Source organism: Bacteroides faecis MAJ27 (assembly GCF_900106755.1).
GTDB lineage: Bacteria > Bacteroidota > Bacteroidia > Bacteroidales > Bacteroidaceae > Bacteroides > Bacteroides faecis.
Genome location: NZ_FNNN01000002.1, coordinates 139459 through 153546, shown reverse-complemented (window position 1 = coordinate 153546; position 14088 = coordinate 139459). Strand labels below are relative to the sequence as shown.

11 protein-coding genes are annotated in these 14088 nt (G+C 46.1%); 3 read left to right on the top strand and 8 right to left on the bottom strand.

All coding sequences use genetic code 11. The features are described from left to right. Positions 1-122: 122 nt before the first annotated feature. The 3 genes from BLW31_RS02505 to BLW31_RS02495 are packed head-to-tail and all read right to left on the bottom strand — an operon-like array spanning position 123 to position 2972. Positions 123-974 (bottom strand): SDR family oxidoreductase, encoded by an 852-nt coding sequence (locus tag BLW31_RS02505; RefSeq protein ID WP_010539293.1) that lies wholly within the window; start codon positions 972-974, stop codon positions 123-125. Next, positions 971-2194, bottom strand: a complete 1224-nt coding sequence (locus BLW31_RS02500) for an NADH:flavin oxidoreductase (RefSeq protein WP_010539294.1) — start codon at positions 2192-2194, stop codon at positions 971-973. The genes BLW31_RS02505 and BLW31_RS02500 overlap by 4 nt, the downstream gene beginning before the upstream one ends. A gap of 16 nt (positions 2195-2210) precedes the next feature. Further along, positions 2211-2972, bottom strand: a complete 762-nt coding sequence (locus BLW31_RS02495) for a DUF1295 domain-containing protein (protein ID WP_010539295.1) — start codon at positions 2970-2972, stop codon at positions 2211-2213. Positions 2973-3144: 172 nt separating this feature from the next. Between BLW31_RS02495 and BLW31_RS24300 the strand changes: the two genes are divergently transcribed. Then, positions 3145-3303: a hypothetical protein gene (locus BLW31_RS24300; RefSeq protein WP_008761044.1), complete on the top strand. Its 159-nt coding sequence runs from the start codon at positions 3145-3147 to the stop codon at positions 3301-3303. A 3-nt stretch (positions 3304-3306) separates the two neighbouring features. Next, entirely contained in the window at positions 3307-3942 is a 636-nt protein-coding gene (locus BLW31_RS02490) for a GNAT family N-acetyltransferase (RefSeq protein WP_010539296.1), read from the top strand. A 302-nt stretch (positions 3943-4244) separates the two neighbouring features. On the opposite strand, the gene BLW31_RS02485 is transcribed toward BLW31_RS02490, so the two are convergent. Genes BLW31_RS02485 through BLW31_RS02475 form a run of 3 tightly spaced genes read right to left on the bottom strand, consistent with a single transcriptional unit; the run spans position 4245 to position 9062 of the window. Continuing rightward, a complete protein-coding gene (locus BLW31_RS02485) occupies positions 4245-5588 on the bottom strand; it encodes a citrate/2-methylcitrate synthase (protein WP_010539297.1) in 1344 nt (447 codons plus the stop codon). Between the two features lie 25 nt (positions 5589-5613). Next, on the bottom strand, positions 5614-6804 hold the full coding sequence (icd, locus tag BLW31_RS02480) for an NADP-dependent isocitrate dehydrogenase (RefSeq protein WP_010539298.1): 1191 nt from the start codon (positions 6802-6804) through the stop codon (positions 5614-5616). Between the two features lie 14 nt (positions 6805-6818). Next, the gene (locus BLW31_RS02475; RefSeq protein ID WP_010539299.1) at positions 6819-9062 is read right to left on the bottom strand and encodes an aconitate hydratase; all 2244 of its coding nucleotides are present in this window, start codon (positions 9060-9062) and stop codon (positions 6819-6821) included. 65 nt (positions 9063-9127) lie between these two features. Here BLW31_RS02475 and BLW31_RS02470 point away from each other — a divergent pair, with 65 nt between their 5' ends. Beyond that, positions 9128-11074 carry an AAA domain-containing protein gene (locus tag BLW31_RS02470; RefSeq protein WP_050544953.1) on the top strand — a complete coding sequence of 649 codons (1947 nt, stop codon included), beginning with the start codon at positions 9128-9130 and terminating at the stop codon, positions 11072-11074. A 1029-nt stretch (positions 11075-12103) separates the two neighbouring features. On the opposite strand, the gene BLW31_RS02465 is transcribed toward BLW31_RS02470, so the two are convergent. Together BLW31_RS02465 and BLW31_RS02460 are read right to left on the bottom strand one after the other, a co-directional pair. Then, positions 12104-13387, bottom strand: coding sequence for an energy transducer TonB (locus BLW31_RS02465; RefSeq protein WP_010537031.1), 1284 nt, complete (start codon positions 13385-13387; stop codon positions 12104-12106). Continuing rightward, complete coding sequence (locus BLW31_RS02460) at positions 13384-13896, bottom strand: RNA polymerase sigma factor (RefSeq protein WP_010537032.1); 513 nt, start codon at positions 13894-13896, stop codon at positions 13384-13386. The genes BLW31_RS02465 and BLW31_RS02460 overlap by 4 nt, the downstream gene beginning before the upstream one ends. Between the last annotated feature and the right edge of the window lie 192 nt (positions 13897-14088).

The following is a 14088-nucleotide window of genomic DNA, read 5'->3' as shown; positions in this document are numbered from 1 at the left end:
AGATTCCAAGCGGTTTCTTTTTCTCCGGCAGAAGACAGAACAGTCATTTTTTCTTACTCATCATTTGCGCTGTATCAAACGGATAACGATCAGATGCACGTGCGATCTCCCAAATGATTAAATCATGTGAACCATTGCGCCAGCAATTGCTCCGTTATTTCCCATAACTGTTCTTTCTGTACATGATGAACGTAGTTGTCCGGCAACTCTTTCCGGTGATTGCCAGCATACAGTTGACCGGTCACTCCAGTTTCCTTCTCATCAAGCAAAAGACCGATGGCAGTAGAAGCCCCCTTCCGTGGCGTACGAATAAAAGGACGGAAAAAGAGATCCGTCAGTGGATCGAACCATTGATGCATAGTAATCATATTGGTAGAAACAATTCCGGGATCGGCAGCATTGACCGTGATTCCTTTCCCGCGAAGACGTTCCGCAAGTTCCATTGTAAACAGCAGCAGAGCCAGTTTCGTATTGCTATAAACAGGGATACGCCAGAAACCTCCCTTTCTTCCCTGCAAGAAGAAATCCGGAAAATCGAGACGGCCAATCGCGTACGTGCAGGAAACCATATTTACAATACGCGCTCCACGCGTCATTACCGGAAGGAGTTTCCGGGTAAGCAAATACGGTCCCAGATAATTGACGCTCACCGTACGTTCGAAGCCGTCAGCGGTGATGTGAAGTCCGGTTTCCATCGTTCCGGCATTATTCATCAGCAAAGAAACGGGGAGATGACGTTCCAAAATCTGATCGGCCAAAGAGGCTGCCGATGACATGGAAGACAGATCGACTGCCATGACTTCCAGTTTTGTGTTTCCCGTCTCGTTCACTAAACGTTGCCGTACCAACTCTGCTTTTTCTGGGTGATAGCAAGCCATTATAACGTGGTAATCGGCTGCGGCTACGGCACGGGTTATTTCCGTTCCCATGCCACCATCGGCGCCGGTGATGATTGCCCATTTCTCTTCACTCATCGTTTTTCCAGTTTTTCAATCTCCCGTTGCAGGCAGGGAGGCAGTTTTTCTTTCAGATGTTGGTGGCACGCCATCTCAATGGTATACATGCGACCAATGCAATAGTTGCTGTGTCCACAGCTACAACGCGCCTGCTCTTCCCGCCTCATCCGATTGACAAACCCTGGCTCGTTGAGCAGAGCACGTGCCATCTGAACGGCATCAAAGCCGGCATCCAAGACTTCATCTATCTTTTTACGGGACACCAGTCCCCCCACATAAATCAACGGAGCTTCCGGAAGTGCTGCCCGAAACTTCAGCGCATCTTCCAGAAAATAAGCTTCCCGAAAAGGAACAGTCGGAATCATCCACTTTCCAAACATCCGGACTCCATATTTCAGCCACCAGCAATCCATGTAATAAGCCATCGAACGAACAGGCATGGCCCCCCGCATCACGTACATCGGAGCTCTGCTGACAAAACCTCCACTCAGGACCAGCGCGTGTACTCCCAGTTGCAACAGGCGTTTTGCTACTTGCAGGGTTTCGTCGATCTCCATTCCTCCTTTGAAGCCATCACGCATATTCATTTTCACAATGACAGCCATATCGGTTCCCACCGCTTTCATCACCTCATCCATCACCATTCCCATAAAGCGCATCCGGTTTTCGAGCGAGCCGCCATATTCATCTTTTCTGTGGTTGGTATAGGAAGATAAGAACTGGCTGATCAGATATCCGTGTCCGGCATGTACCTCAACAGCATCAAAGCCGGCTTCGCGTGCCAAGTTAACAGCCTGTCCGTAGGCTTTCGCCATCTCCGGCAATTCTTCCCTTTTCATGCCGCGTACAAATGTGGGAGAATATAAATTGAAGCCGGTAGAAGCTGAAACCGGGGTGGTCCCGCAAATCTTTTTATGAGACATATTTCCACAATGCCCTATCTGGATGCCGGCAGCCGCCCCTTCCGCATGTATCGCCCCGGTCACTTCACGCAAGCCGGAGATAATTTCCGGACGCAGCCACAACTGACGGTCAAAAGAAAGTCCGCTTTGCGTCACAGCTGCATAAGCAACAGTCGTCATCCCGACTCCGCCGGCAGCTACCGAACGGTGATAGTCGAGCAACATCTGCGAAGGAGCATTCCCCGGACACATGCTCTCAAAAGCGGCAGAGCGGATAGTACGATTCCGCAGCGTCAACGGACCGAAAGTGACAGGAGTAAAAAGTTTAGATTCCATAGTACGCTATTTTAAGTCAATATATAAAAGGAAATACACGTTTGCGCGCTCCCACCTCCGAACCGAATTCTTCGCGGTAACGATGCCATATCGCATTGGCGCGGGGAACGAGGTTGGCCATTGTCCACCAAAAGAATACAAGTCCGGAAAGCGAACAGGTAAGTATTGCCCAGCCTGCCCATTCGATAATCTCGCCCAGATAGTTGGCGGAAGTAACATAGCGGTACATGCCCTTTTGAGGCAGATAATGACGGGTGTCACCCGGCTTGCGCAAGTGACGGATGATATAGTCCGAATGCCAGTTCATAAACATGCCTGCAAAAAAAAGCAGACTGCCCGTTATAAACCATGCAGAAGTAAACCACCCGGAGTGATACATCCCTTCGGGTGCCAGATAAAAAATCCATTCACCTTGCATATAGCCATTCAACAAATTAAAAAGAATTCCCATCGACATGATTGCCAACGGCATCTTGCTCTTTCCGGTCAGCAACAGAGGGAAGACGAAAGCACGCTGAAAATAATGAATCTGAAAAAATACAAAGAATGTTAGTATGACCGGATCAAAACGACGTTCCGAATGCATCCACATCCAGCACATGACCAGAAATACGGGAGCTTCCATCAGCACCCAAGCCAGCTTGTTGGAAATAGCGGCTCCCCAGGAAGCGGTGCGAAATATCCCGTAACCGGCTTTCACAAAGTAGAGGGCAATGAAAACAATCAGAGCTATCAGACTCATGACGCCCAAAAATAGATTAAAGGCAGCTATACTCATCTTGATTTTCTTTTGAGATTCACAAAAATAACAAAAAAAGAAAAGAATGGCCACAAAAATAACTCAAATAAAAAACAAATCAAACGACAACAGACTTCCGGCATTCTTTGTTTATTCATTAAAAATCAGCTATCTTTGCAATTGGTTATGAACTAAATAAAAAGAAAAAGCAATGGCAATGGAAATTAAAGCCATACCGACCTTAAAAGGAAAAGAAGCGGAACACTTCGTTAAGGCAGCGGACAAGGCTTATAAAAATCAAAACAAACAAGACTTCAGCAAACATGTGCTGGAAGCCCGTGCTGTGCTCAAAAAGGCTAAAATGTTATAAAACATGGGATTTCTTTTTGAGAAATGTACTTTTGCCGTACTTGATGAGGATACGATTAAAGAATGTGACCCTTTCTCATGTGGGCACCAAGACTTAGACGACTTCTTTCATAACGATGCTCCTCTCTATAATGCACAACTATTAGGAAAAAGTTACTGTTTTCGTTCAGATAAAAATCCTTCGGACATAGTGTGTGCCTTCACTGTTTCTAACGATAGTATCAGAGTAAATATCCTCCCCAACAGCAGGGAAAAGAAAGTTCAGAAAGACATTCCCCGAGCCAAACAAATGCGCCGCTATCCGGGTGTATTAATCGGCAGACTTGGAATCAATAAAGAATACAAGCATCAGGGTATAGGTAGTGATCTGATGACTTTCATAAAATCATGGTTCATTGATGCGGGAAACAAAACAGGGTGTCGCTTTTTAATTGTTGACGCTTACAATGAAAATATTCCTCTGAACTATTATCTGAAAAACGGTTTCAAATACCTTTTCTCTACGGAAGCGCAAGAAGTGGAATATACAGGCTTTGAAACCGGAACGCATCTAAAAACACGCTTAATGTATTTTGATTTAATAGACATTATGCCTTATCCCAATAATAGCAGCAAAGACTCAATCGACGGTAATTATTAAAATAACAAGTTTGTTCTCAACAGGTCACCTGTCCATAATCTCTCCTCCAGCAAAGGGAAAGATCATAGTTCACTGATATACAAAGAAATAGAATATATAATTCCTCGTATGTAGAAACGCCCTTTTAACGCTGTGTTAAAAGGGCGTTTCTACATACGAGGCTGCGCCTTTTCTACCAACGATAAATGCCTTAGCCTCCATCGGGAGAGAAACACGACAGCCGCAAAGTGTTAAATGTTAATAGAACATCGGATGTTCTTTCTAAAAACAAGCCATTATTGCATAAAAAGGATTTGTTCTTATCAGCGTTTCTTAATGGGAATATAAGCCAAATCATCAAGAACATTTTTATAAGCCGGACGGATAATGCGTTTGCCTTCGAAGTTCAATTCTTCATTGCGGTGCGCACACCAGCCCACGATACGGGCCATGGCAAACAGCGGAGTGAAAATCTCCTGCGGCAAGCCGATCATCTCATAGACAAAGCCCGAATAGAAATCGATATTGCTGGACACCGTCTTTCCGTTGTTCTTTACCCGCCCGAAGGTAGCGATAGCACGCTCTTCAAGTAGTTCGAGGAAAGCAAATTCTTCTTCTTTCCCTTTTTCACGGGCGAGGTCGCGAGCCAGTTCTTTCAGCAGCAGCGCGCGAGGGTCAGAAATCGTATAGACAGCATGACCGATACCGTAAATCAGCCCGGTCTTATTATATACTTCTTTATTCAGCATCCGTGTGAAATAAGTATCTATTTCGTCCACGCTTTTCCAGTCTTTGATGTTTTCCTGCAAATGATGGAACATGTCGGCAACCTGAATATTCGCGCCTCCATGAAGCGGACCCTTCAACGAACCGATACCTGCGGCGATTGCCGAATACGTATCCGTCCCTGTGGAAGAAGTAACGCGAACCGTGAAAGTCGAGTTATTACCACCACCGTGTTCCGCCTGTAGAATCAACAGCAAGTCGAGCGTACGGGCATCCAGTTCCGTATAGTCTTTTTTAAGCATATAGAGGAAATTCTCAGCGATGGACAGCTTTTCCTGCGGATGGCGGATGTGCAGCGAACGTCCGAATGTAGCATGGCGAAGCATATTATAAGCATACGCAATGATAGTGGGGAACTTGGAGATAAGGTCAATGCTCTGACGCATCAGGTTATCCCGCGAAGTATCATCGGCATCGGGGTCGAAACGGTACATTTCGAGCACACTACGCGACAGGATATTCATGATATTATTTCCTTCCAGCTCGATAATATTCATTTTCGTCTTCTGTTCGAGCGCCATATTGTCGTTAATCAGTTCGCCGAATGAAGCCAGCTCTTCCTTGTCCGGCAGGCGACCGGAAAGCAGCAGATAAGCCACTTCTTCGAAGCCGAAACGTTTCTCTTTGATGATGGCATGAGAAATATCCTCCACGTCGTAGCCCCGATAGAACAACTTTCCCGGAATAGGTTTCAGTCCACCGCCGGGGACCCGTTCGTAACCTACTACATTACCTATTTTAGTGAGACCTACCAACACGCCGGTGCCATCTTCATTACGCAGTCCACGTTTCACATCAAACTTGGGGAACAATTCATTGTCGATCCGGGTAGCCTCTTTCATCTCCTCGGAGAGTTTGTAAATCAAATACTCTTTCTTCATAATACTTCGTTTTTAATCGTTACATTTACTTTTCGATTCTTTCCACAATTTCGCGTGTGAAAGCGGTAGTAGACAGGGAGGTACCTCCCGGCATAAAGCGAGCCAGATCGTGCGTGGCACGGGCATCGAGGAAACTTTGTTCCAAAGCCTTTTCGATAAGGACAGCCGCTTCTTTCCATCCCAGATATTCAAGCATCATCACTGCCGAAAGAATAATAGAACAAGGATTCACGATGTCCTTTCCGGCAATGTTCGGGGCAGTTCCATGCGTCGCTTCAAAAATGGCATGCCCCGTTTTATAGTTGATATTTGCTCCCGGAGCAATGCCGATGCCGCCTACCATTGCAGCCAACTGGTCGGAAACGTAGTCTCCGTTCAGGTTCAGGGTAGCTATCACGGAATATTCCTCGGGAATCAGTAACGTATTTTGCAGGAAAGCGTCGGCGATGCAGTCCTTTATCACCAGTCTGCCGTCTGCCAGAGCATCGCCAAACTCACGTTGCGCCAGTTCATAGCCCCATTTTTTGAAGCCTCCTTCGGTGAACTTCATAATGTTTCCCTTGTGCACCAAAGTCACAGAAGGCAGGTGATGGTCGAGGGCATACTGACAAGCGGCCCGCACAAGGCGTTCCGTGCCTTCACGGGAAACAGGTTTCACTCCAAAAGAAGAGGTCTCCGGGAAACGGATTTTCGTCACTCCCATCTCATTTTTCAGAAACTGACAGAACTTTTCTGCTTCGGGAGTACCTGCCTCCCACTCGATGCCTGCATAGATATCTTCCGTATTTTCACGGAACACGCACATATTCACCTTTTCCGGAGCTTTCACCGGAGAATGAACGCCTTGATACCAACGAACAGGACGCAGACAGACATACAAATCCAACGTTTGGCGCAAAGCTACGTTCAAAGAACGGATTCCACCGCCGACAGGAGTTGTCAACGGCCCTTTGATGCCAATCAGATATTCCTGAAAAGCCTTCATCGTTTCATCCGGCAACCACGAACCTGTCTCGTTAAAAGCGCGTTCGCCCGCCAGCACTTCTTTCCATTCAATCCGGCGTTTGCCACCGTATGCTTTCTGAACAGCCGCATTCACAACGGCTTGCATCGACGGAGTCACTTCGGCTCCTACTCCATCTCCGGTAATATAAGGTACGACAGGCACATCGGGCACTAAAAGCGTACCATCTTTTTGCATGGTTATTTTGCTCATTTCTATCTTTTTAATTATCTGGCATTCAATGCAGAACCGGCACGGAACCAAGCGATCTGCTGTTCGTTGTATGTATGTTGCGCTTCAAAACTCTCTTTCGTGCCGTCTTCGTGATGAAGAACGATGGTCAGATTGCGCCCCGGTGCAAAATCTATCAGGCCAATGACCGAAAGGAGGTCGTGCTCCTGTATCTTGTCATAATCCGCTTTGTCTGCAAACGTAAGAGCAAGCATACCCTGCTTTTTCAGGTTCGTTTCGTGAATACGGGCGAAGCTCTTGGCAAGAATCACACGCACATTGAGGAAACGGGGCTCCATAGCGGCATGCTCGCGACTGGAACCCTCGCCATAATTTTCTTCGGCCACGACGATAGAAGGCACTCCTTCGGATTTATACATTTTGGCTGTGCCGGAAACGGTCCCGTATGTATTTGTCGAACGGTTCCACACGTTATTGGTCTCTCCATTGAACGCATTCACGGCTCCCATCAACATATTATCCGAAATATTCTCCAGATGTCCGCGGAAACGCAGCCACGGCCCTGCCATCGAAATATGGTCGGTAGTGCATTTGCCCTGTGCCTTCATCAGCAGAGGCATATTGAGTATATCTTGTCCGTCCCACGCCGGGAAAGGAGTCAGCAATTGCAGGCGCTGCGATTCCGGGTTGACATTGATCGCTGTTTTTGCTCCACCGGGGGCGATATAGCCTTCATCACCGGAAGCAAAGCCCCTTAATGGCAGCTCGTCTCCTACCGGTTCTGTCAGTTTCACCTTCTCGCCGTCATGGTTCATAAGCCTGTCTTTCAAAGGATTGAAACATAAGTCACCGGCAATTGTCAGTGCCATCGCCAGTTCGGGAGAAGCGACAAAGGCATACGTATTCGGATTGCCGTCCGCACGCTTGGCAAAGTTACGGTTGAAAGAAGTAACAATTGAATTCTTTCGCGTCGGGTCGTCCGTGTGGCGTTTCCACTGACCGATGCAAGGTCCGCAGGCATTTGCCATAATGACGGCTCCGATTTCCGTAAAGGTATCCATCATTCCGTCTCTTTCGGCAGTAGCGCGTATTTGTTCGGAACCCGGATTGATGATCAGCGGAGCAGCTACACTCAGATTCTTTTCCTTTACTTGCCTTGCCAACGAAGCGGCACGGCTCAAGTCCTGATAAGAAGAGTTGGTACACGAACCGATCAGTCCGACTTCCATTTTACGCGGATAGCCATTCAGCAATACTTTTTCTGCAAATTCAGAGATAGGTGTAGCAGCGTCCGGTGTGAAAGGTCCGTTGATGTAAGGTTCAAGCGTGGACAAATCGATGTCGATGACACGGTCGTAGTACTTATCCGGTTCATCCGTTACTTGCTCATCCGCACGGAGTTCACAGTCAACGGCCTCTGCCAGTTCCACGACACGATCTCTGCCGGTAGCCCTCAGATAAGTAGCCATGCGCCCGTCGAACGGGAAAAGTGAAGTGGTAGCTCCCACTTCGGCACCCATATTGCAAATGGTCGCTTTGCCGGTAGCCGACAAAGAAGCCGTTCCCGGTCCGAAATATTCGATGATGGAATTGGTTCCTCCTTTTACGGTCAGAATCCCCGCGAGTTTCAGAATCACATCTTTCGGAGAAGTCCAGCCACTCAGTTTTCCGGTCAGGCGGACACCGATTATTTTCGGCATTTTCAGCTCCCACTCCATGCCCGTCATCACGTCTACGGCATCCGCGCCGCCTACGCCGATAGCTACCATGCCCAGTCCTCCGGCATTCGGAGTATGTGAGTCGGTTCCCACCATCATTCCACCGGGAAAAGCGTAATTCTCGAGCACTACTTGGTGAATGATGCCGGCCCCCGGTTTCCAGAAACCGATACCGTAGCGAGAGGATACATCGCGCAAAAAGTCGTAAACTTCTTCGTTTGTTTTGGTTGCAGTAGCGATATCTTCTTTCGCTCCTTTGTATGCCTGTATCAAGTGATCACAGTGCACAGTGGAAGGAACAGCTACTTTTTCTTTTCCTGCATTCATGAACTGAAGCAATGCCATCTGAGCAGTCGCATCCTGCATGGCAACACGGTCGGGACGGAAATTTACATAGTCTTCACCCCGCTTGTAATTTTTCAAGTCACCCTCATTGAATAAGTGAGCATACAGAATTTTCTCGGCTAACGTCAAAGGCCGTTTCAAAACAGCCCGTACGTGTTCTACTTTTCCTTTATAAGCAGAATAAAAAGCCTCTAACATAGTCAAATCATACACCATATTGCTTTTGTTTTTTTAGTCTATCTATAAAAATAACGAACGGCATTCGAGGAATGTTTAACAAAATGAAATATATTTTCGTCTCAGGAAGAAGATTTATTACCTTTGCACCTATTATGAGTAATCATCCGAAAAGTCCAATCATCGACCTTCAACAACAGCAACTCCTGCTACGCATGGAGTATGAATACGAAAAGGAGGAATTCAAGCGGCAGACTGAAACAATGGGAGTCGCCCGCAAAGTAAAACGTGGTCTTTGTTGGTATCCCACCTCTCCCGGTCGAAGTTACTACAATTCTCTGAATCAACTTGTAATAGATATTACACGAACCGAAAATAAAGAAATCGAGCACTCCTTCGAATTCGGTCGTCCCGTCTGTTTTTTCCGGCAGTCCTTTGATGGAAAAGTGAGTTATATGAATTTCATTGCAACGGTCAGTTATGCGGACGAAGAGCGGATGGTAGTCGTACTTCCCGGAGCAGGCGCGTTGATGGAACTGCAGACAGAAGATGTGCTGGGAGTACAACTTTATTTCGATGAAACTTCTTATCGTGCCATGTTCGAAGCACTGGAAGATACCATCCGTGCCAAAGGAAACCGCCTTGCCGATCTACGGGATACATTGCTGGGAACACAAAAACCCGGATTTCGTGAATTGTACCCCGTCCGCTTTCCGTGGCTCAACAGTACGCAGGAAACGGCTGTAAATAAAGTATTATGTACGCGCGATGTCGCCATTGTCCACGGTCCTCCGGGAACCGGAAAGACTACCACCCTCGTGGAAGCGATTTACGAAACGCTTCACCGCGAACCGCAAGTGCTGGTCTGCGCTCAAAGTAATACTGCTGTGGACTGGATCTGCGAGAAACTGGCAGACCGGGGAGTAGCCGTACTTCGTATTGGCAACCCCACGCGTGTAAACGACAAAATGCTCTCTTCTACCTACGAACGCCGCTTTGAAAGCCATCCGGCATACCCCGAACTCTGGGGAATCCGTAAATCAATCCGTGAAATGGGTAGCCGGATGCGTCGGGGAAGTTATTCCGAAAGGGAAGGTATGCGCAGCAGAATGAGCCGTCTCCGCGACCGTGCCACGGAACTGGAAATCTTAATCAATGCCGATCTTTTCGACAGTGCCCGTGTGATAGCTTCTACTCTGGTCAGCAGCAACCATCGTTTGCTCAACGGACGGCGCTTTCCCACTCTGTTTATAGATGAAGCCGCCCAGGCACTCGAAGCTGCCTGTTGGATCGCCATCCGGAAAGCGGACCGCGTAATCCTTGCCGGAGATCATTGCCAACTTCCTCCTACAATCAAATGTATCGAAGCTGCCCGTGGCGGACTGGATCACACTTTGATGGAAAAAGTCGTGCAGCAAAAACCTTCTGCCGTTTCGCTGCTCAAAGTGCAATACCGGATGCATGAGGCAATCATGCGCTTTCCTTCCGAATGGTTCTACAACGGGGAACTGGAAGCCGCACCGGAAGTGCGCAACCGGGGTATTCTTGATTTCGACACTCCCATGAACTGGATAGATACCTCGGAAATGGATTTCCATGAGGAATTTGTAGGCGAAAGTTTCGGACGCATCAACAAGCAGGAAGCCAACTTATTGCTGCAGGAACTGGAAGCTTATATTAACCGGATCGGCAAAACACGCATATTGGACGAGCGTATCGACTTCGGTCTGATTTCTCCCTACAAGGCACAAGTGCAATACTTAAGAAGCAAAATCAGAGGAAACAGCTTTCTACGCCCTTTTCGCAGCCTCATCACAGTCAATACGGTCGATGGCTTTCAAGGGCAGGAACGGGATGTCATCTTTATCAGCCTCGTACGGGCAAACGAAGATGGACAGATCGGCTTTCTCAATGATTTAAGACGAATGAATGTTGCCATTACCCGCGCCCGGATGAAACTTGTAATTCTGGGAGATGCAACGACTCTTGCCCAACATCCATTCTACCGTAAACTGATGCAATATATCCGTCAGTCCGGAACCCCTGTTTGAGCTCCATACTGTACGGAAATGAAGAATGAAGAATTGGCTGCGCTATCACGCTGCAAAGTAATTCTTCATTCATCATTCAAAACCGTACCGAAAGAAACAAACTGAAAACGACCGAGATTTCGGATTGATCCCCTATTTCATATAGAGAAATCAACGGGTCCGAGTTGCTTCTACATAAAGAGTTTTTCGGGCATTCTATTGTCATCTGTCAGCTTTTAGTGTTTAAACATCTACAAAACAGGCGTTTATATCATGACAATAAGACCTGATAATAAGGCTGACAGTAGAAAAACAGGCGTTTTATTGTCAGCCCATTACCCAAAGATAAATCCTGCAATTTAAATATCCTCTCCTTCTCCTTGTATTTTTTGAGCGCTCACTTTGCTCATGACAACCAATCAAAGCAGTTGTGCCATACCGGTAAAACAGTTGTGCCAACGTAGTGACACAACCGTGCCAACACGATGGCACAACTGTGCCAAGCCTTTGGCACAACCGTTTCCAATAGAAGAAACAACAGTTCCAAGCAAGGAAACGACAATTCTATAAACACGAAACAGCAGCTTTCTACAGATGAGCAAGCAAAAACATCCGCCCAGTCATTTATCCCCTTCAAGATTCGCAAGAATAAGAGAAATCATTGATGCCTCCTATCAGAATTGAAAAAAGAGGCTGACAATAAAACGCCTGTTTTTCTATTGTCAGCCTTATTATCAGGTCTTATTGTCATGATATAAACGACTGTTTTGTAGATGTTTAAATACTAAAAGCTGACAGATGACAATAGAATCTACTTAATTCTCGAATGTATATATCCCCTATAATAGATGTTTTTAACTTCTGATTTGTAACAAGAGGATGCGAAGGACTAATATACTCACCTACCACCTCCCCCTACGGGTACTCCTCCTTCCCGAAGGGAGAAGATTTAAGATACTAACGACTTTTTAGTCGGCCCCAATAAAGATACTGCCTACTTTTTTATTTAATTCATTTCCATACAGAAATGAATCAAACTTTTGATGTTGCTTAGAATTTGACGGTTACTTCTGCAATTTTGTTTCCATAAGTCCAGTCTGGTCCTTCCAGAATCAGGCGTATAGCTTCCTTATCTAATGATTTGCAAAGACTTTCTTTGACTCTGATAAAGTAAGGACGCCCTTCCTTGTTTACGCGGAAAGTCAATACAACCTTTCCTTTGACTTTAGCGCAAGCTTCGTCTGTGGGATGAATCAAGTTCTTTTTGAGATACTTTTTATACTGTTTCATTCCCATCACGGGCTTCGGAGCAACAGAACTCTGCGAATTGCCAGAGCCTTTTAATGTATCAGATTCTTTTGATGTATCGGAGTTTTGCAAGATACCCGGAGCCTTTTTCAAGTCTTCTATTGAAACGGTGGAGACGGCTCCTGTTACAGTCCTTTTTTTCTGTGTGCCATATCCTACTACCACGACTTCATCCAGTGTTTGTCTGTCACTTTCATTCATAGCTATGAGCATTGTCTGACTGGTGTCTACTTGCATATCAATGCGATTATAACCGATATAATTGATGGTTAAATCTTCATTACCTTTCATTTTGATCAATGAGAATTCTCCGTTGAGGTCTGTTATGGTTCCGATATTGGTTCCTTTATAACAGATATTAGCTCCAACGAGTGGTTCTCCATTTTCATCTGTTACCTTTCCTCTGATGATGTTGTTGGCTTGGGCAGTCAATTTAGTAATTTTCATCTTTTTTCTGTCAGACTCGGAGACTGAAGTATCTGTAGCCATCGCTACAGTCACCTCTTCCGAAACTTCAGCTGGAGTAATCACTTCTTCCATGACCGGAGCTGGTGTAGGAACGGTCGTAGATGCTTTGGCAGGTATTGTTGCGGGAGTTGCTGCGGCAGGAATCTCTCGGGATTTAGAAGCTTCTTTGGTCTTGGCCACTATATCTTTTCCGACTATTTCCTTTTCGGTAGGGATGTGGCTGGAATCTGGGGTCATCTTTTGTATGGATACGGAAGAAACTTGCTCTAATACATTATCTTCTATACTCTGTTTCAGTAACAGAAAATAGCTGCTGATTCCGATTCCTATCATCAGACAGGCAGCGATGCTCCAGGTGATGGCATACTTATTTCTTTTCTTGGCCGAATGAGCGTTTACCCTCATCCGCAATTGACGAATCTGCTGTTCGTGATCCCCTTCTACTTGGTGGTACCCATCCATAGCATCGGCCAGAAAAGGATCTTTCATCGACTCTTTTTCCAGTCGATGCGCCTCTTTTCCTTTGCGGAGTCCTCGTATGTAGTCCAATAGTTTCATAGGGTTTGTTTCTTGATACAAATTTTTAAGTTTCGCTTTCCGTTCTGGATATAGCTTTTCACGTTATTGAGCGTAAATCCGGTTTGTTCCACAATATCCGCATACGACATTTCTTCTAAGAAGAAACGTGTAATGCTGGTCCGTTGTTCTTCGGGCAGCTTTTCCAGACAATGATGCAATGCCTTTAGCTGATCTTCCGAACTTTCCTCTTCACTTAATAGATGCAGAAATTCGTCGGATTCCATAATATTAATGGTGTAATCTAACGGAATTTCTTTGTTTTCCTTTCGTAACAGTTGCAGACAGTGATTCTTCGCTACCCGGTAGAGCCACGGCCTGAACACTTTTATTTCATAGTTACTAATCTTAGGCAGCAAGTCCTCGAACATCTGCATGACTGCTTCTTGCGCCCGGTCCTCATCTTGCAGATATTTCAGGCACAGTCCGTACGTTAACGGGATATAACGGTTGTATAATTCACCGAAATATTCCGAATCCCCGGACTTCATGTAGTGCGTCAGTAGTTCCTCGTCCGTTAACTTTGATATGTTTCTTTTGAAAAACAGAACTTTTTTTGCTGTCAAAGATAGACATAGCAATTAGAAATAGCAACGTGTAGAAGAAAAATAAAAAAAACTTCGATTGGTTTATGGAATCCGTGTGGAATCTGCATCTCTATAGTAAAAGCGAATTAGTTGTAA